At 31.6% G+C, this 21,274-nt stretch carries 14 protein-coding genes; 2 read left to right on the forward strand and 12 right to left on the reverse strand.

Translation table 11 applies throughout. The features are described 5' to 3' along the window. Positions 1-482 precede the first annotated feature (482 nt). From ACNMOQ_RS10265 to ACNMOQ_RS10315, 11 genes are all read right to left on the reverse strand, one after another. Positions 483-1,904, reverse strand: a complete 1,422-nt coding sequence (locus tag ACNMOQ_RS10265; protein ID WP_016999940.1) for an alpha-amylase family protein — start codon at positions 1,902-1,904, stop codon at positions 483-485. Between the two features lie 122 nt (positions 1,905-2,026). Continuing rightward, positions 2,027-2,371 carry a YisL family protein gene (locus tag ACNMOQ_RS10270; protein ID WP_016999939.1) on the reverse strand — a complete coding sequence of 115 codons (345 nt, stop codon included), beginning with the start codon at positions 2,369-2,371 and terminating at the stop codon, positions 2,027-2,029. A gap of 240 nt (positions 2,372-2,611) precedes the next feature. After that, positions 2,612-3,517, reverse strand: a complete 906-nt coding sequence (locus ACNMOQ_RS10275) for a fumarylacetoacetate hydrolase family protein (RefSeq protein ID WP_016999938.1) — start codon at positions 3,515-3,517, stop codon at positions 2,612-2,614. Positions 3,518-3,593: 76 nt separating this feature from the next. After that, positions 3,594-4,721, reverse strand: coding sequence for a DUF418 domain-containing protein (locus ACNMOQ_RS10280; protein ID WP_416349804.1), 1,128 nt, complete (start codon positions 4,719-4,721; stop codon positions 3,594-3,596). Further along, on the reverse strand, positions 4,721-8,359 hold the full coding sequence (gene addA, locus ACNMOQ_RS10285; protein ID WP_416350401.1) for a helicase-exonuclease AddAB subunit AddA: 3,639 nt from the start codon (positions 8,357-8,359) through the stop codon (positions 4,721-4,723). The genes ACNMOQ_RS10280 and addA overlap by 1 nt, the downstream gene beginning before the upstream one ends. Then, positions 8,359-11,832, reverse strand: a complete 3,474-nt coding sequence (addB, locus tag ACNMOQ_RS10290) for a helicase-exonuclease AddAB subunit AddB (RefSeq protein ID WP_416349805.1) — start codon at positions 11,830-11,832, stop codon at positions 8,359-8,361. Before addB ends, addA begins: the two co-directional genes overlap by 1 nt. Positions 11,833-11,975: 143 nt before the next feature. Then, entirely contained in the window at positions 11,976-12,542 is a 567-nt protein-coding gene (gene lepB, locus ACNMOQ_RS10295; RefSeq protein WP_016999934.1) for a signal peptidase I, read from the reverse strand. 19 nt (positions 12,543-12,561) lie between these two features. After that, complete coding sequence (lepB, locus tag ACNMOQ_RS10300; RefSeq protein WP_082892517.1) at positions 12,562-13,092, reverse strand: signal peptidase I; 531 nt, start codon at positions 13,090-13,092, stop codon at positions 12,562-12,564. Between the two features lie 2 nt (positions 13,093-13,094). Continuing rightward, positions 13,095-13,703, reverse strand: coding sequence for a TVP38/TMEM64 family protein (locus ACNMOQ_RS10305; protein WP_070045163.1), 609 nt, complete (start codon positions 13,701-13,703; stop codon positions 13,095-13,097). Positions 13,704-14,325: 622 nt separating this feature from the next. Beyond that, on the reverse strand, positions 14,326-15,240 hold the full coding sequence (locus ACNMOQ_RS10310; protein WP_416349806.1) for a nuclease-related domain-containing protein: 915 nt from the start codon (positions 15,238-15,240) through the stop codon (positions 14,326-14,328). 96 nt (positions 15,241-15,336) lie between these two features. Continuing rightward, on the reverse strand, positions 15,337-16,674 hold the full coding sequence (locus ACNMOQ_RS10315; RefSeq protein WP_017000061.1) for a glucose-6-phosphate isomerase: 1,338 nt from the start codon (positions 16,672-16,674) through the stop codon (positions 15,337-15,339). A gap of 204 nt (positions 16,675-16,878) precedes the next feature. Between ACNMOQ_RS10315 and ACNMOQ_RS10320 the strand changes: the two genes are divergently transcribed. Both ACNMOQ_RS10320 and argH read left to right on the forward strand, forming a co-directional pair. Next, a complete protein-coding gene (locus tag ACNMOQ_RS10320; protein ID WP_017000060.1) occupies positions 16,879-18,081 on the forward strand; it encodes an argininosuccinate synthase in 1,203 nt (400 codons plus the stop codon). Continuing rightward, the gene (argH, locus tag ACNMOQ_RS10325) at positions 18,078-19,451 is read left to right on the forward strand and encodes an argininosuccinate lyase (protein ID WP_064205100.1); all 1,374 of its coding nucleotides are present in this window, start codon (positions 18,078-18,080) and stop codon (positions 19,449-19,451) included. The genes ACNMOQ_RS10320 and argH overlap by 4 nt, the downstream gene beginning before the upstream one ends. Positions 19,452-20,014: 563 nt before the next feature. Here the strand turns inward: argH and ACNMOQ_RS10330 are convergent. After that, the gene (locus ACNMOQ_RS10330; RefSeq protein ID WP_017000058.1) at positions 20,015-21,259 is read right to left on the reverse strand and encodes a Glu/Leu/Phe/Val family dehydrogenase; all 1,245 of its coding nucleotides are present in this window, start codon (positions 21,257-21,259) and stop codon (positions 20,015-20,017) included. Positions 21,260-21,274: the final 15 nt, after the last annotated feature.

The raw sequence follows: 21,274 nt of genomic DNA on the forward strand, positions 1-21,274 counted from the left end.
CGGAGGCGCTATGTTGCACGTGGACATCGTCTTGCAATATTCGGGGGTGCTATGTTGCACGTGGACATCGTCTTGCAATATTCGGGGGTGCTATGTTGCACGTGGACATCGTCTTGCAACATTCGGAGGCGCTATGTTGCACGTGGGACTCGTCTTGCAACATTCGGTTACTCTTATTGTCACTTCTCACCAAACGTGTCAACAACGATACTCTTATTGTCACTTCTCACCAAACGTGTCAACAACGATACTCATATTGTCACTTCTCGCTAAACGTGTCAATAACGATACTCTTATTGTCACTTCTTGCAAAACGTGTCAACAATAATATCACAACAACACCATAACTACACCCTACCTTATACTTCGTTCACTACATCAACCGACTTTTTACCTCGTTATTCAATACATACAAATATATACATTAAAAAGGACCTTTTCGTTTGGATTCGCAAACGTAAAGGTCCTTTTTCTTATTAAATTTATTTATTCATTTTTTGTTTTTTACTTTTTCGGGATACTAAATATATAAATAAACCAAATAATACGACAACCATTATTGCAGCTACGAAGTAAGTGTTATTTAAACCTCGCTCTTTTATTATCGCGTATAATTCTGTTTCTTCACGATCAGTTATCAAATTATATTCATTGTTTTTCTTCTTAATGTTATCTCCTACAATTAATCCAGAAAGCATTTTATTTTTTTCAATATCTTCCCCTGATATTGTTACTTTTTTAGATTTGCTTGAGTCATTAACATTAAGAATATAATCTATTGTATTTGTATCATAATAATACAACATCGTTCCTTTATCATGAGGTAATACTTTAACTGTTCCTTCAAATAATTCTTGATACTGTTTAAAAGTATTTGAAACCTTTTCTAAGTATTCTACTACTTCTTTATCCGTTCTAAAGTTCTGCAGTTGGTTGATTGTTTCTATTTTACTACCGTTTGCAGCTATTTCAGTCCCGTAATTCATCATAATTGGGCCTTTATATCCCCACATATAAGTCATTAATTGTTTTATACGTGTGCCAGGGAACATATTTTCATCAGCTGCATGTTTAGTAAATCGTTCTGTGAACCAAGTATCTGCCATTAGTACTTCATTACTTTTATTATATGTAGGTATATCAGTATTTACATTTTTAAAAGCGTCTTGCAAAGAGGTTCTCATGTTATTTGATGATAAATGTGTAAAGTTGTTAGCTTTTATACCGTCTTTATTGATAATACCGTAAGATTCAACACCTTCAGGTATAAACTCTTCTGCATCTATACCATCTTGAACAATATTCATAGATACCCCATCAACTTGATATTCTTCAACAAAAGATTCTACTTTTGCTTTATACAATCCTTGGTTTTCAGGATCTTTTAAATCTATAAATTTATCATCTTTGAAATATGATTTTTGTATATTATTTAAATCGCCATCAATAGATTTATTGAATTCTGACGTATAAGTAACAGGCATATCTACTACAATTTCCATATCTTTTTGATGTATTTTATCGATTAGTGATTTAAAGGCTTTCTCCCCACCTAACACTTTATCAATACCATCATAGTTCTTTACTTTATAACCTAAAAAGTCATTTTTATCGTGTTCAAATACTGGCGATATATGTATCGTATTAAATCCCATATCATGTATATATTCTAGTTTAGATGATATTCCTTGAAAGTCCCCACCTAAAGGAAGATCGTTAGATTTATCATTATTCTTTATCATTTTATTATTCTCATTGTTTCCGTTCATAAATCTATCTACGACTAAACTATATATTCTAGGATATTTTACATCTTCATATTCTTCTTCTTCAGCAAAAACATATCCACTAAAAATTGGCGCCATTAACATGACACTTAAAACTAACTTTGTCCATTTTTTCATATACTCAACCCTCTTTATTACCCAATTATCTCTATTATACTAAAACGTTTACTTTACTGATAGCCCATCATGAAATTGTCATAAAAAAAGATTGCTAGTAACTAGCAATCTTTTAAATAAAATTATCCGAAATGTAATACGCCCATTGGTAAGTAACTACCAAGTAGAATTGTAAGTACCATAGCGATAATTGTGGCTATTAAGAAACCTTGACTGTTTTTGTTCTTTTTCTTTTTAGCAATAGTCATTTCGATTAAGCCAATTACGATAAGTCCTAATAATAATTTAATACCGTATAGCATGCCGTCGATACCCATAGCTTGAATAAATAATACAACACCAGAAACAAGTGTAAATACCATAAACAATCTTAAGACCATATGAACTGGTTTATTTGTAACTTTAACATAGACTACGAAGAATAAAATAATTGTTACTAACCAACTAAAAATATGGAAATGTGTCAATTTAAGTTCCCCCTAAATATTAATATTTCTATTCCAATAAGCATTATAACATAGTAACTAAAAGAAACATCTAAAATTTAGCGTCCTTATTTAAATTTCACTTATAATTCACATTTTATACAAAATTAAATTTCATGAAATTCGAATTTAACAAAAATCTTTAAAATTTCGATTACCATTATAAATAATAAGAGCCTGAGACATTAATTATGTCCCAGACTCTATGCCAGTATTTATAAATTATTTTTCGCTTATAAATGTTGTTAAAGTACCGATACCATCAATCGTTACTTTTACTTCATCACCTGGTTGTAAGAATTGTGGCGGATTCATACCAGCGCCAACACCTGCTGGCGTTCCTGTAGCAATAATGTCTCCAGGATGTAACGCAACATATTTAGAAATTTCTGCGATTAATTCGTCAATTTTTAAAATCATTTCGTTTGTATTGCCATCTTGTCTAATTTCATTATTTACTTTCGTAACAATGTTTACGTCTTCTGGCATTGGTAACTCATCTTTAGTTACGATATATGGACCCATTGGGCAACCGCCTGTTAATGATTTAGATAAGAATGCTTGATCGTGTTCTTTTTGAGCTTTTCTATCAGTAATATCATTAATAATCGTATAACCATATACGTAGTCTAATGCTAAACCGCGTGGTATTTTTTCTCCTGATTTACCTATTACAACTCCTAGTTCACCTTCGTAATCTAATTTTTCTGTTACATCTTGGTGATTTGGAATTGTTGCATTATCACCAGTTAATGATGATGCTGCTTTAGTAAATACATATAATCTATTTACTTCATTATTTAATTCTTCAGCGTGTTTTTTGTAATTACGTCCGAAAGCAATCACATTATTTGTTGGCGTAACGGGTGGTAAAAACTCAATGTCTTCAAAGCTATATTTATAATCGGCTTTTTGAGCAGTTTCTTCTACATTAACTACAGCTTTTCTTACCGCTTCTTGAAAATCAACATTAACATTTTCTTGTAAGCCTTCTAATAATGTTTTTGGATTAAATTTTTCTTCTCCAAAGTCTTGGAACACCTTGCGTAAATCCCATACTGCATCTTCTCTTTTTACTTTAACACCATATGAAGTAATATCGTTATATTTAAAAGTTAAAAATTTCATCCACTCTGTCAGCTCCTTCTTGTTCTTGTGACCCATTATACCGAATTTTTTGATAAATCGCATTATTTTCAAACTATTATTTTAAATATGTTACTTTTCTCCATACTTTTTCAATTGGTCCTTGCTTGAATTTTTTTAAATAAAAATGACTTGCAACCAATTGTACAGCGAATATAGCTAGTGCAATCAGATAAATTGTAGATACTGATAATTTACCGTATAAACTAAAACCAATGCCATAAAATATAAACATACAAATAATACTTTGTGTAATATAAGTTGTTAAACTTAATTTACCTATATTTTGAAGTGGTGATAATATTTTTCGAACTGTTTTATCTTCACACAATAATACGAAGAAGATAATATAACTCAATGCTACAATCGGTCCACCTAACATTTGACTGATTAATTGTGAAATCGTTGAACCAGCATGCATAATTTGAATCATTTTAACACATAGTCCTAAAATAAATACCACTATTCCTACGATAATATAGAGATTTTTATGTTGTGTAATTTTGTTAAACCAATTACTCTTATGTGCATAAATACCAAATAGCATTATAGGTAAAATACTAAAAGGTCCTACTAAAATAACATTTAAAATATTCATACCAAAATATTTTAAATTAAATCCCATAATTGATAAATAATCACTACTTATTAATATGTTATTTACACGTTCTAATTCTTGTAAACCAACAAAATTTTCTAGTTCTGTAACATCTTGCAATAACACCATAGGTAAGATATACAATAGCGCAAGTATACCGAAACCTATTGATAATCCTACTAATGAATAACTTGGTTTTAGTCTAACAAATATAATCGCTATAAAACCAAGTAAAGCATATGTTGCGAGTATGTCTCCATAGAATAGAAAAATACCATGAATAACACCTAGCAACAGTAAGAATAGTAATCTTCTTATAATCATTGGATAATAATCAATATTTCTTTTTATACTATTATCGTACATAATTGATAAACCATATCCAAATAAAAACGCAAATATTGGATAAAATGAAGCAATAATAAATAATGAACTTACTTTAAACAAAGCACCGTCTTGATGTTGGAAAAACTCAAATGGATTAATCACTTGATAAGGATATGCAAATGTTAAAATGTTCATTAATATAATCCCTAGTAAGCTAAAACCTCTCAACGCATCTATACTAAATATTCTTTCTTTCGCCATTAATTGCTCTCCTTGATGTGTTTCGTACCATATTGGAAGAAATATAAATATCCTTCAACAGGTTGTTGTAAAATTGTTTCTAATGTTTTTTTATAGTATTGCATTTGTACTTCATATTTCTTCATCATTGTTTCTGCTACTTCTTCTTTAGTTTTTCCTCGACGTACAATAAATGCATCTGTCTTATAGTCTATAAATGAAACTTTCCCATCTTTGATAAAAATACAGTCTATCATCCCTTGGATAATTGGTTTATTATCATCTTGTTTAATATTTAACTTAACATCTTGATCAATATCATTTTGGCCAACTACAAATGGTACTTCTCTTATAACTTTATCTGCATCTACTAAACATTCATATAAATTGGAATGTGTAAATGCATGAACAAGATCTAACCTTAAATCACCGATTGCATCTTCTGGTAGCACTCCTTGATCAATTAATGATTGTACAAATGGTTTTATTTCATCCTCTTTTAAACCACCTTTTTGAAGTGGAAGATGTTGCATTACTGCATGCATTAATGTACCAATTTCAGCACTATCCCGTTTTTCTTTTGATAAGAATTTAGGTCGATCATAAGACCTAACACCAACTTGATATTGTCTTACAATTTGATAGTCGGTCCCCGCTTCCTCTGTTTCTTTTTGACGCTTTATTTCAGAAACTGACTGTTTAGCGGCAATATTTAATAAATCTTTATTTGGATATTCATAACTAATTTGTTCTAATATTTGGTCCTTCTTATCTGAAGGTCTATAGTTTAATAAGTTTTCTAATGTTGGTTTATCTTCATCTGCAATATCTTCGTCTACATTTTCTTCTTCTTTAATGATGTTTATATTAAATTTTTCACTTTGATCAGTTGTAAATGGAATAGCATTAGATAGGCCTTTTTGTTTTGACTTTGCTAGTATTGTACCAATTAGATCAAATGGAGATTTAGCGCTCATTCTGAAGCCAGGGTCCAACATACCATGTTGGTTCGCTTGAATAAGACCTAACTTATCTATTGCTTCTTCATTTTTAACGCGACCAATTAAATATAGACCTTCTTTCGCTCTAGTTAATGCAACATAAATTAATCTCATTTCTTCTGAAATCATTTCAGTTTCATTAATGTTTTTGAAAATAATCGAAGCAAGTGATGGATAGATTATTTCGTTCTCAACATCATAGTAATTTAACGCCATACCATATCGATTGTTTAATACAACGGGCTTACTTAAGTCTTTACGATTAAACTCTCTTTTCGTACCTGAATAAATAACAAATGGAAATTCTAACCCTTTACTACTATGAATTGTCATCATCCTCACAACATCATCGTTAGGACCGATAACACTCTCTTGGCCAAAATCTTGTCCACGTTCAATTAGTTCATCAATAAAACGAATAAATTGGAATATCCCTCTAAGACTTGAAGCTTCAAATTGTACCGCTTTATTTAGTAAACCGTATAAGTTCTGTCTACGCTGAACTCCACCTGTTAGACCACTATAATATGCTATCAAATAATAATCGTTATATAACTGATCTAATAATTGCCACACAGGTATAGACTTACTTAACGTTTGGTAACCTTTAAGCTGAGATAAAAATTGATTGAGTTTTTCTACAAGTTGCTCGTCTGCTTCTGGGTGCTTAACATACTGATGTATAGAATCTAGATAATAGACTTCTTGTGGTGCTTTATTTCTTATTTCTGCTAATTCATCTTCTTTAAATTGAAAAGCAACAGAACGCATAAGTCCGACTAAATATTTATCTTGTAACGGGTTATCGATAACTCTTAAGAACGAAAGCATTAATCTAACTTCATTTTGTTCAAAATAACCTTCTTTAGTTTGAACATAAAATGGAACATTAGCGTCTTTAAACACTTGTTGTAAATGCATAGCATTTCCGTAACCACGTTCTAAAATGACGATGTCTTTATAAGTTGCAGGTCTATATTCTTTCGTTTTCCTATCATATACGCTTTTATTTTCCAGTATATATTGGACTTTTTCTACTACATGTTTAGCTTCAATTAAATTATTATCTGTTTCTTCAAAGGATTCTTCAACTAAAATATCCATTTCTAATGGTGTTTCTTGCTCGTCATAATCTGCACCATAATAAAGTTTAGCTTCATCGTTATATTCTATTTCCCCAACTTCTTCGTCCATCATATGAGAGAAGATAAAATTGGTATTATCTAACACTTCTCTTCTAGACCTAAAGTTTTTAGATAAATCTATAACTTTTCCAGTTTCATTTCCATCAGAATTGAAGCGTTTATATTTTTCTATAAACAACTCAGGTTCTGCTTGTCTGAATTTATAAATTGATTGTTTAACGTCACCAACCATAAATAAATTACCATTGGATTCGTCACCTGTTTTTATACAATTAATGATAGCTTCTTGTACTCTATTCATGTCTTGATATTCATCGACAAGTATTTCCTCGAAATGTTCTCTGTATTGTAGAGCTATTTCAGAAGGTTCTCCATCTTCATTTGTTAAAATATCTAACGCTAAATGTTCATAATCTGAAAAATCTATAATACGTTTATTTTGTTTCAGTTTTCTAAAGTATCGAATAATATCTTTAGTCACTTCAGCAAGTACTTCAACACGAGGTGCGATACTTTGCATATCTTGGATTAAATAATCTCTTTCTCGACTTAAATAGTTATTGTTCAAGTCGTTTAACTCATTAATATATTTTTTATGATAATCTTTCCCTAATTCAAGTAGTTGTTCGTCGCCTTCATTTTCCTTTTTAACTTTGCTAGAGTTCATAGGTATTTTTTTCTTTTTCAAATCGTTGCTAATACTCTCTAATGATTTCGTACCTTCGATTACTTCATCAATCCACACACGCTCTCCTTCAAGATATGTCATGTGCGCATCAACAGCATTTAAATTTTGATAACAATCTATAGATTGATATAGAACATTTTTAGCACTGTTTAATTTCCTTTTTATCATTTCATCCATCATTTGAAAGTATAAATGATCTTGATTTAAGTTGTAATATGGTTCATCTAATGAATCTAACCATTCAAAAGGTTTAGCATGCGCAATGCTAAATCGATATAAACTTTTCACAATTGTTCGCAGTTGGTCGTCTGAACGGTCATTCGATAGATGTTCAACTAAATCTATAAATGATTGTTCATTTTTTTCATAATAACTTTCTAATACATCATCAATCGCTTGTTCTAAAAGCACTATTCCTTCAACTTCGTTAGCTGTTCTAAAGTTTGGATCAATATCAATCTCATCATAATGAGCTTTAATAAGAGATAAACAAAAGCTGTGAAGTGTCGATATTTGTGCTTGGTGAATTTTAATTCTTTGTGATTTTAAATGCTCATCTTCTGGATGTTTAGTACTTTCTTTTTGAATAGCGGCATTTACTCTCGCTTTCATTTCTCTAGCACTTGCGTTTGTAAAAGTAACGACTAACAATCTATTAACATCTTGTTTATTACGCATGATTTTTTGAATGATGCGTTCCACAAGTACAGCTGTCTTACCGCTTCCGGCTGCAGCGGCTACAAGTATATCTTGACCTTCAGAGTATATTGCATTCCATTGATCATCAGTCCATTGTGCATCATGTGGCTTTTTTGGAATAGATATCATTCGTCTTCTTCCTCCTCTCTTAACATATTTATAAGTTCATCTTTACTTAAAGTATGATCAATTCTTCTATATTGATGTGCGTCCGTAATAGGATCGATATGACAAACTGACTTAAATTCACAGAATCTACAAGGTAGTTCTCCTCTATATTCAATCGGAGCTACTTCTGTGTGCCCATCCATAATCTGTGAGGCAGTTTCTACGAAGTTAGATCTATTTTTATTAATTAATTTATAGAAAAGTTCTTCGTCTAGCGCTTTACTATTTTTATTTAAGTCGCCATCTTTTTTCTTAGTAACTGGTATCATATCTGATTTAAGTTCGTCTAATAGCTTACTGTCTAGCGCATCTACAACTTCTGGATTTCTATTAACATAACCATCCATTTTGAATTTTTCTAATGTTTGTTTGTTAACATCTGTTAATTCAGGTATTTCACCCCAGTTTGTAGCTTTAAGTCTAGGTTCGTGTACATGGAAATAAAGTAGCGCTCCAGGTGAAACATTTTCGCTTAAGTTTAGAAGTTCTTTATTTTGCAATACTACGTCCAAATAAGTAAACATTTGCATTTGTTTACCATACAATACTTTAGTTAAATCAAGGCTTGTTTCAGAGGATTTGTAATCAATAATTGAAACATAATCACGTTCTCTACTCTTGAATACATCTAGTCTGTCAATTTGCCCTCTTATTTGAATTGGAATATTTCTATTAGTTTTTAAAGGCGTAGTCTTCAGTTCATGTTTAGAAGTCGCACCAAAATTAAGTTCAAACTGATATGCTCTAAATTTAGAGTTACTTGTTTGATACTTCATCGCCTCAAGTGTTGATTTAAGGATATTTTGAATTCTCAATTTCAAATAACGATAGTGAGCTGTTCGATGTAAAACATCAAACTGAATTTTTGGTAAGCTCTCATCAATTGCTTCATTGATTAATTTCGTCATCGCTTGTGCAGATAATTTACTAAAATCGCCATTAACTTCGTCAGAAATGTATTTCAATGTTTGGTGGAAAATATTCCCCATATCTACACTTTGTATTTGATATTTAGATCGCTCGTTCAATCTTAAACCATGCAGAACAAAATGCTGGAATGGACAATTATTGTAAGATTCGAACCTAGAAACACTTGCGTTAATTTTTTCGCCATATAATGACTCTGAAACTTCAGTATTGAGCTGAACAGAATCGTTCTTATAAGTTAATGCTGAAGTTAGATATTCTATCGTTGAATCTAGATGATGCATTTCTTGTACAGCTTTAAAAGCATCTAGCCAAATATCGTTTACTATTTCATCATTCAAATAATCGTTTAAGTGTTGGAATATATGAATTTGACTTTGGTGTTCATGTTCCATTAACTGTATAGGTTCTATCTCGACACTCGCTTTAAGTGATTCTACTTCTAAGTCTGTAAACAGTGATTGAATCGTATTAAGAAACGGACTCTTGTCTCTTACTTCGCCACCATCTGACATTAAACTATATGTAAAGACGACATTACGCTTTGCTCTCGTCATTGCAATATAACAAACAAATGCTTCATCCATTTGTAAAATGTCACTTGTTGGGCTTAATTCTAATCCACTTGTTTCTGCTAAAGCTTTCTTCTCATCGTCAGTCAACAACATAACTTGATTTGAAACTGCTGGTAATACACCATCATTCATGCCTAGTAAAAACACAGTATCGCTATTATCTACTTTGGCTAAGTCCATATTACCTACTGTCACTTCATCTAGTGTTTGAGGAACCATTGAGAAGTTTAATTCATCTAGACCTCTATCTAATATTTCAATGAATTCATTTAGAGATAATGACACATCGCCTAACACTTCTACAATATCATCAAATATTCTTATAGTACCTTGCCAAACTTGGTCTATTTGTTCAGCTTCTTCAAAATGCTGTTTAAGTTCTAATTCATCTCTCATTGTCATAAGATGTGTTGGTAACTCAAATTGTTCAAGCACTTCATACAATCTCATTGTAAAAGCTTCTACCGTTTCACTTTCTTTAAGCGTTTGATTTAATGTTTCAATTTGTTTTACAACATATTCTTTTAAATGAATAACACGTTTAATCGTTTCTTTATCTTCTTCTGAATATGTCGCGCCATCTTTTTTTAAAGTTTTTTTACCTAATTTTTCAAAAGATTCAACTGTGAAAAATTCAGGACTAGTCCATCTTTTTCCTGAAATTCCTCGTTCAAAAGCATAGTTTTCCAGTATATCAATTAAATATGAGTCGTCAGATATATGACTTGTTAAAATGCCAGTCTTCAACATTCTCATCACAGGTTCAAATTGCCAACCACTTTGAATCACTTCTAACATTGATCTTAAACATTCTATAAATGGGTGATAAGCCATTTTCTTTTTAGCATCATGATTATATGCGATATCAAAATGAGGCAATACTGTTTCAATGAGTTGTTCATAACTAGGATCACGATAAAGGATAGCTATATCTTTAAAAGACACATCTTCTTCTCTCGTCTTTCTCAAAATTTCTCTTGCTACATATTGTACTTCATCACGCATATTTGAAGCTTCAATAATTTTTAAATTACCGTTATCAATTTGATTTGGTAATGTTGCATCAAATTGGTTTTCTAAATGTCTTAAATCTCTTTCTTCACTAAAACGTTCTTGTGTTGTGAAATGTTTGTTCTGAATCTTTATATTTAAATCTTTCGCGATGTCTTCAATATGACTAAGTGTTTCTGATGTCTTTCTGAATAAGCTAAATGGATCTTTATCCCCATCTGTTGTGAGGCCAATTGTTACTGAACGACTATGTTTCACAAGTGCTTCAATAACTCTATATTCTAATGTTGAAAAGTTATGAAATCCATCTATATAAATATCAGCATGCTTAATATAATTTGAATCTGGGATTTTATTTATAAGTTTGTATAATACATCTTCAGCTTGAACGTAACGACCATCTAATTGTTCTTCTAATGCTTTATATATTGTTTTAATATCGCTTAATTTATCTTGCATTCTCTTAGGAATACTTTTTTCATTTTCAATATAAGATTCTATATCTTCTGGCTGAACATTATATTTTTTAAAGTCTTTAATTTCATTCATCATTTTATGACTAAAGCCATAATGTTGAATAGTTGATTGATATAAGTTCAGTTGCTTTTTATTCTTATGTAATAAGTGATAAGTCAGCATTGCTAACGCTTCGTCGGAAATTTGCTGTTCAATTAACCCGCCTTCTTCACTTAATACTCTCCAACTTAATCTTTCAAAACCAAATACAGAAGTTCGTATACTCCCTTTTAATTGCGGATTTCGAACGAATGCTTGTTCATACTGAAAAGTGTTTTGCGTAGGTGTTAAAAAGATAATGTCATCGCCTAATGGATCTTGTATCATTGCATCAGTCATCTGTTTTATCATCTGATGTGTTTTCCCGGTACCACTTCGGCCAGTCCATACATTAAGTTGCATTTATTCGACCTCCCTCGTTTAATCTAATAGTTATATTTTAACATAAAAATAACACCTTACTTAGTTTGAGATATACTTCAAAAGTTAAAATCTAATTCTAACTTTTGTATCGTATTTTCTAAGTAAGGTGTGTATATTAAAATTTAGTCTGTTGCAGGATCAAAATTGTAATGGAATTGATTTAGTGGCCAGAATCTCAATGATACTTCACCAATAATTACGTCATCATCAATAAGTCCAAATGAACGACCATCTTTACTTACTTCACGGTTATCCCCTAAAACGAGATATTTGCCCTTAGGTATTTCTTTAGCACCGTTAGAATTAACAAGGTCTTTTACTTCAAAGTTTTCAGTTAATAAATCTCGTGATTTATTTTCTTTGTTTTCTTTTAAGTATTCTTCTGGAACTTTCTTGTCATTTACATATAATTGATCATTATTGTATTTTACAGTATCGCCTGGTTTACCGATAACTCTTTTAACGTAATCATCGTTCGCATTCGCATGGAATACTATCACGTCACCGTTATCAATATCGCTTACTTTATACCCTATTCTATTAACAATTACTTTTTCACCGTTCTTTAATGTTGGATACATCGAGTCACCAGAAACTGTGTATGTTGTGAATAAAAACTTTTGTATAAGTAATACTACTACAACAGCGACGACTATCGCCACAGCCCACTCAAATAATTCTTTTTTCAAAAATGCCACCTCATTATCGTTATTTATCGAAATTTGTATCTATACGGTCAAATGGATAATATCTTAAATTGACCTTTCCAACAATATCTTTCTCATATACAAAGCCTATTTCTCTTGAATCTCTACTATTATTACGATTATCTCCTAAGACTAAATATTCATCATTAGGAATAACATCACTCTTAGAACCTTGTATTGTTCTAGTATTGAAATTTGGTGTCTTTTCACCATCTTTTAGGTAACTTTCATTTACTTGAGTACCATTAATATACAGTTTATTATTTTTCATTTCAACAGTATCACCTGGTAAACCAATAACTCGTTTTATGTAATCTTCATTTTTATTAGCATGAAAAACAATCACATCACCGTTATCAATTTGTCCAATGTTCTTAACAAGCTTATTTACGATAACACGTTCTTTATCGTAAAATGTTGGTTCCATCGATTCACCGTTCACGACATAACCAACAAATAAAAACGCTCTAACTAAAAATAATAGTGCAAACGCAATTATAATCGCAATCAACCATTCATATATCTTTCTCATAATTAACTCCTATTGTCTAGACGACTATCAAAGTATTTTTCGAGCCATTTTCCTACTAACCATAGCACAAAGATAATCACGAATACTATTATACTCTTTTTAGGACTTGCAAAAAAGGAATTTATATCTGCACCGATAAAACTTAACGTAAAAATCATAATTGCTTTCGACAAAATAAGCGCTAATAAATATACTTGTTTACTAATATTAGAAAAGGCACTAACCATGTTTACTAATGCACCTGGTGTAAACGGAAAGCATAGTAATATAAACAAAGGACCAAACCCGTGATTATCGATCCATTTTATAAATTTTACGACTTTTTTATGCTCGATTACCTTTTTCATAAATTTCTTTTTAGAAATTAACCTTAATATTAAGAATACAAAATAACTACCAGCAACAGTGCCCGCCCATGAAATGAGAAACCCGACTAACAACCCATATGCATTAACATTTGCAATAACAAATAAAATAATAGGTAAAAATGGGATAAACGCCTCTATAAAAGGTAGTAAAAAAGCTATAAATATACCGAATGACTTAAATGTTTCAATTAATCCCGTAATATTTTCCTCATTAAACCAATTTATAATATCTTGAAATATCATTTAACGCAACTTCTTTCTGAAAATTTATATTAATTATACTCATAATTTCGTATTTATTAAAGTAAATTGGCATCATACAAAAGTCGTAGGTATGCGATTCAGTGGAAATGATACTTTGTTTATGACTTGGAGAGGTTTTGCGTTTGCGGTTCGATAATTTTATTTTATCGATCTGTATTTTGCGTTTGCGGTTCGATAATTTTATTTTATCGACCTGTATTTTGCGTTTGCAGTTCGATAATTTTATTTTATCGACCTGTATTTTGTATTTGCGGTTCGATAATTTTATTTTATCGACCTGTATTTTGTATTTGCGGTTCGTTAATTTTATTTTATCGACCTGTATTTTGTGTTTACGGTTCAATAATTTATTTTATCGACCTGTATTTTGTGTTTGCGGTTCGATAATTTATTTTATCGACCTGTATTTTGTATTTGCGGTTCGTTAATTTTATTTTATCGACCTGTATTTTGTGTTTGCAGTTCGATAATTTTTATTTATCGACCTGTATTTTGTGTTTGCAGTTCGATAATTTTTATTTATCGACCTGTATTTCACGTTTGCGGTTCGATAATTTATTTTATCGACCTGTATTTCACGTTTGCGGTTCGATAATTTATTTTATCGAACCGCATCTTCATCAACGTATTTACTATTCTTATAGTTACCAATTCTTTTAAACTTTTTATATAATATGCGTTTGATTGCGCTATTTGATACACCAGTCCATTTCTCTGCTTCGTTTATTGAAAATGGTTCTCCTTTTAATAAATATAATTCTTTTAAAGATTGAAGAACAATTGAATATCTTGAAGAGATAGTTCCGCATTCTTTACATTTTACATACTTTCGAACGTTAAAAATTTCTGATGGTTCTATTATCTTATTACAGCTAATACATTTTATCCCGCCATCAATTTTCGAGAATTCAACCTTTTCAAAATATAAATAACTTGTAATGAATGGTTGATGTAATGATTTTAACTTTTTGCATATCCATACATTTTCATCATATTTAAAGTTTGCGCCAAACATATTCTTCAGTTTATGTAATTCACTATACAGCAATATATTTATTCGTGATCTTAGGTCTCCATATAAAGTGAATGTTGGATTAATAAAGACAATATAACTTATAACTTTTCTGTCGATTTTATATTTCTTTACTATTCTTTTTAATGTTTCATCAGATACTTCAAATTGATGAATTAAATCTTTTGCTACGTAACCAGTGCTTCTGAATAATTTACCATTTTCATAATAGTAATCCCCAGTATAATTTTTAATTTCAAATTGAATAATTGCTTCATCTGTAACAGCTATAAAATCTAGCTGAACTTGATTATAATTTTTAAATTGTAAATCATGCAACCATGTCTCAGATTTTTGCTCATTTAATATCTCGCTAAATTCCTTTTCTCCTATATAACCTTGTTTCCAAATTGCATATAACTCTTCTAGTTGATCAGGTATTTTATCTATTCTTCCTCTCAAAGCATCTACATAATTAATAATTAAGGGCTTTTGCAAATTCATAAAAAATACACCTCATTTTTTCAATTTTTGCATTAAGAAAATAAAAAAAGCCCTCCGAATAAAATTCGGGGGCTTTTTTCACGATTCTTCATCATATTATAATCTGTCTTCTAAATCTTTTTTAAGATCTTCATATCCAGGTTTTCCTAATAGAGCGAACATATTTTGTTTATATGCTTCAACACCTGGTTGGTTGAATGGATTAACACCTAATAAGTATCCGCTCATCGCACATGCTAATTCGAAGAAGTATACAACATAACCGAATGTATATGCATCTAATTGCGGAACATTTACGACTAAGTTAGGTACCCCACCGTCAGTATGTGCTAATAGTGTACCTTGGAAAGCTTTAGTATTAACATAATCGACTGTTTCACCAGCTAAGAAGTTAAGGCCATCTAAGTCGTCTTTATCTTCTTCAATTGTAATATCATGTTTAGGTTTATCTACTTTTACTACAGTTTCAAATAGGAAGCGACGCCCTTCTTGAACATATTGTCCTAAAGAGTGTAAATCAGAAGTGAAGTTTGCACTTGAAGGATAAATACCTTTGAAATCTTTACCTTCAGATTCGCCGAATAATTGTTTCCACCATTCGCTGAAGTATTGTAATGCAGGTTCATAGTTGATTAACATTTCTGTTGTATAACCTTTTGCATATAAAATATTTCGTATAGCAGCGTATTGATATGCAATGTTTTCATTTAAATCAGAAGATGATAAGTCTTCTCTAGCTGCACTCGCGCCATTCATCATTTCTTGAATGTCTATACCACTCGCAGCAATCGGTAATAAACCAACAGCTGTTAATACAGAATATCTACCGCCAACATCGTCAGGAACAACAAATGTTTCGTAACCTTCACCAGTAGCTAAATCTTTCAATGCACCTTTAGATTTATCAGTTGTTGCAAAGATGCGTTCTTTAGCTTCATCTTTACCGTATTTCTCTTCAAGAAGCTTCTTGAAAATTCTAAATGCTACAGCTGGTTCAGTCGTTGTACCTGATTTAGAAATAACATTTACTGAGAAATCTTTTCCATCTAAGTATTGAATTAAATCATGTACATAAGAAGATGATAAATGATGACCAACGAAAATTATTTGTGGGTTTTCACCTTTTTCATAATTAGCAAATGTAGAATTCAACATTTCTACAGCAGCTCTTGCACCTAAATACGAACCGCCAATACCAATAACTAACAATACATCTGATTGCTCTTTAATACGTTTAGAAGCTTTAAGAATTCTATCAAATTCTTCTTTGTCATAATCGACTGGTAAGTCAACCCAACCTAAAAAGTCACTACCTGCACCAGTTTTATCATGTATAACATGATGTATATTTTTTACTGCTTCGTGCGTTTGCTCAAGTTCATGTTCACCGAAAAATGCTAACGCTTTTTTATAATCAAATTGAATATGTGTCATAATATCCTCCTATTTGTCTTATGAATAACAACAATTCTATTTTACTCTAGTTTTCATACGCTTTCAATGGAAATGCAACACTACACTTATTTATGCATAATTATTTAATATTACTATTGAAAATACATTTTTTATGTGGTAATGTATACACAACGATTAAATATACAAGATATTAAATATTAATACAAAGAGAGGTTTTCAATTATGTCGAAAAAAGTTGTTTTAGCTTATTCAGGTGGTTTAGATACAAGTGTTGCAGTTAAGTGGTTAATCGAGAAAGGTTATACAATCGTTGCATGTTGCTTAGATGTTGGTGAAGGTAAAGATCTAGCACTTGTTCAACAAAAAGCTTTAGATATGGGTGCTGAACAATCTTATGTGATTGATGCTACTAAAGAATTCAGTGAAGATTTCGTTGGTTATGCAATTAAAGGTAATACTATGTATGAAGGCAGTTATCCGCTCGTATCTGCTTTAAGTAGACCGTTAATCTCAAAAAAACTTGTTGAAATTGCGTTAAAAGAAGATGCAATGGCAATCGCACATGGTTGTACTGGTAAAGGTAACGACCAAGTACGTTTTGAAGTAGCTATTAAAGCTTTAGCGCCACACATTAAAGTTTTAGCGCCTGTTCGTGAATGGTCATGGAGTCGTGAAGAAGAAATTGATTATGCAAAAAAACATAACATACCTATTCCAATTAATTTAGATTCACCATACTCTATAGACCAAAACTTATGGGGACGTAGTAATGAATGTGGTATTTTAGAAGATCCTTTCGCTACACCACCAGAAGATGCATACGATTTAACGAACCCAATTGAAAATACACCAGATACAGCTGAAGAAATGGAAATTGTATTTGAAAATGGTCTTCCAATTTCTATTAATAATCAAGTATATCCATTAGATGAATTAATATTAAAATTAAATCACATAGCTGGTTTACATGGTATTGGTCGTATAGATCATGTTGAAAATCGTCTTGTAGGTATTAAATCTCGTGAAGTATATGAAACACCTGGTGCAAAAGTAATCATGGAAGCTCATAAAGCTTTAGAAACAATTACTTTAACTAAAGATGTTGCACACTTTAAACCAGTTATTGAAAAGCAATTAGCTGAACAAATATATAACGGTTTATGGTTCTCACCTTTAACAGAAAGTTTGAAACAATTTATTGATTCAACTCAAACTCAAGTTACAGGTACTGTTCGTGTTAAATTATTTAAAGGAAATGTTATCGTCAATGGACGTAAATCACCTTATAGTTTATATAATGAAGAACTTGCTACTTATACTAAAGAAGATGCATTTAACCAAGAAGCTGCAGTTGGCTTCATAGAAATCTTTGGTTTACCAACTAAAGTAAATGCATTATTAGAAACAGAGGGTGTTTTAAAATGATAAAAAAAGCTTGGGGAGGAAGATTCGAATCTAATCCCGAATCATGGGTAGATGCATTCAATGCATCTATCCATTTTGATAAAAATTTAATTGATCAAGATATTCAAGGAAGCATTGCACATGCTACGATGCTTGCTGAACAAAATATTATTAACCAACACGAGGCTGAGCAAATTATTCAAGGATTAAAAGAAATTCAACAAGATTATTACAACGATAACCTTGAACTTTCAGAATCTCTAGAAGATATTCACCTCAATATTGAACATGCGCTTATTCAGAAAATCGGTCAAGTTGGTGGTAAATTGCATACAGGCAGGAGCAGAAATGATCAAGTCGCTACAGATATGCACCTTTATGCAAAACAGCATGTTCATGAAATTATTGAATTAGTCGAATCTCTACAACAAGCTATTATAAAAATCGCTGACGAACATGTAGATACTATAATGCCTGGATATACTCATTTACAAAGAGCGCAACCTATTTCATTTGCACATCATGTTATGACGTATTTTTGGATGTTAGAAAGAGATAAATCTCGTTTTAACGATAGTATTAAACGTATAGATATGAGTCCACTAGGTGCAGCAGCTTTAAGTGGCACGACACATCCTATTGATAGACATCGTACTCAAGAGTTATTAGGCTTCGATAATCTATACGAAAACAGCTTAGATGCTGTAAGCGATAGAGATTACATCGTAGAAACACTACATAATATTTCTTTAACGATGGTACATTTATCAAGATTCTCAGAAGAAATTATATTTTGGTCTAGCAGTGAAGCAAATTTCGTTACACTTTCAGATAGTTTCTCTACAGGATCATCTATTATGCCACAGAAGAAAAATCCAGATATGGCAGAACTAATTAGAGGTAAAGTTGGGCGAACAACTGGTCATTTAATGAGTATGTTAATGACTTTAAAAGGTTTACCACTTGCTTATAATAAAGATATGCAAGAAGATAAAGAAGGCTTATTTGATGCCGTTCACACTATAAAAGGTTCTCTTAGAATTTTCGAAGGTATGATTTCAACAATGACTGTTAACGAAGAAAGATTACATGAAACAGTACATCAAGATTTTTCTAATGCAACTGAGTTAGCAGATTATCTAGTAGAACAAAACATACCATTTAGAGAAGCACATGAAATAGTAGGTAAAATTGTATTATGGTGTATTCAAAATAATAAATATTTATTAGATGTACCACTAGAACACTACAAATCTTACAATGACAAAATAGATAATAACGTCTACGATTACTTAAAACCTGAAAACTGTTTGAATCGTAGAAAAAGTTATGGTTCTACAGGCCAAGAAGCAGTCTATCACCAAATTAAAGTAGCTAAACAGCTTTTATAGATTTAAAGTAAGACTAAGACGTAAGCTTAAATTAAATAAGCATATCACTCTACTGAATCTCTCAGTAATCACAGTGATATGCTTATTTTTTATAAAATCATTTATTATTAATACAGCATGGTAAAATAAATGAGTACTCAATTAATGCGGAATCATATATTCTTTGCTCTAACGGGCTTGTTTCTGGACTCTTGCACGTTAAAATTTGTAACGAGCTTGTCTATTTTGTCTTGCACGTTAGAGCAGTTGATCGTCTATATTCAGTCTGAATTCATATTAAAATTGCTGAAATTAGCGCTCTAACGGGCTTGTTTCTGGACTCTTGCACGTTAGAATTTGTAATGAGCTTGTCTATTTTGTCTTGCACGTTAGAGCAGTTGATCGTCTATATTCAGTCTGAATTCATATTAAAATTGCTGAAATTAGCGCTCTAACGGGCTTGTTTCTGGACTCTTGCACACTAGCCTCTTTCAAGCTTCCCTAATCCACTGCATATAAAAAAGGCTGAGACACCAATAAATGTCTCAGCCTTTTTATTTACTAATAAATTGTGGGATAAAATATTATGCCCAACCTCTATATCTAGCAGCTTCTGCCGTACGTTTAATTCCTACAATATATGCAGCTAAACGCATATCAATTTTTCTATTTTCAGAGAGATTATAAATTGTATCAAATGCTTTAATTAGTTTTTCACGTAATTTTTCGTTTACTTCTTCTTCTGTCCAATAATAACCTTGGTTATTTTGTACCCATTCGAAGTAAGAAACTGTTACGCCACCAGCACTTGCTAAAACATCAGGAACAAGTAAGATTCCACGTTCACTTAAAATTTTAGTAGCTCCCATTGTAGTTGGACCGTTAGCCGCTTCTACAATAATGTCAGCTTTGATATCATGTGCATTTTCTTCAGTGATTTGATTAGCAATCGCTGCTGGTACTAAAATATCACAATCTATTTCAAACAATTCTTTATTTGTAATTGTATCTTCAAATAAGTTTGTTACTGTACCGAAACTGTCACGACGGTCTAATAAGTAATCAATATCTAACCCTTCAGGATCATGTAATGCACCGTATGCGTCAGAAATACCGACAATTTTAGCACCTTTATCGTATAAGAATTTAGCTAAGAAACTTCCAGCATTACCGAAACCTTGGATAACAAATCTTGAGTCTTCAATAGTCTTACCACGTTTTTTAGCAGCTTGTTCAATTGCGATAACCACTCCAAGAGCAGTAGAGCGATCGCGACCTTGTGAGCCTCCTAATACGATTGGTTTACCTGTAATGAAACCTGGTGAGTTGAATTCGTCCATTTGACTATATTCATCCATCATCCAAGCCATAATTTGTGAGTTTGTAAATACGTCTGGTGCTGGGATATCTTTTGTTGGTCCAACTATTTGTGAGATGGCACGAACATATCCACGTGATAATCTTTCAACTTCGTGAATACTCATTTGTCTTGGGTCACAAACAATTCCACCTTTACCCCCGCCGTAAGGTAAATCTACAATTCCACATTTCAAAGTCATCCACATAGATAAGGCAGTCACTTCTTCAACATCAACATCTGGGTGGAAACGAACCCCACCTTTTGTTGGTCCAACTGCATCATTATGTTGTGCACGATAACCAGTAAATGTCTTAACAGACCCGTCATCCATTTTAACTGGTATACGAACTGTTAATAATCTTAGTGGTTCCTTAATTAAATCATACATGCCTTCGTCAAAACCTAATTTGTTAAGGGCATCACTAACAATTTCTTGTGTCGATGTAACTAAATTTAAATTTTCGCTCATGATCCTCTTCGCCTC

Origin of the sequence: Mammaliicoccus lentus, assembly GCF_947036595.1 — a bacterium.
In the GTDB taxonomy this organism is placed as follows: Bacteria; Bacillota; Bacilli; order Staphylococcales; family Staphylococcaceae; genus Mammaliicoccus; species Mammaliicoccus lentus.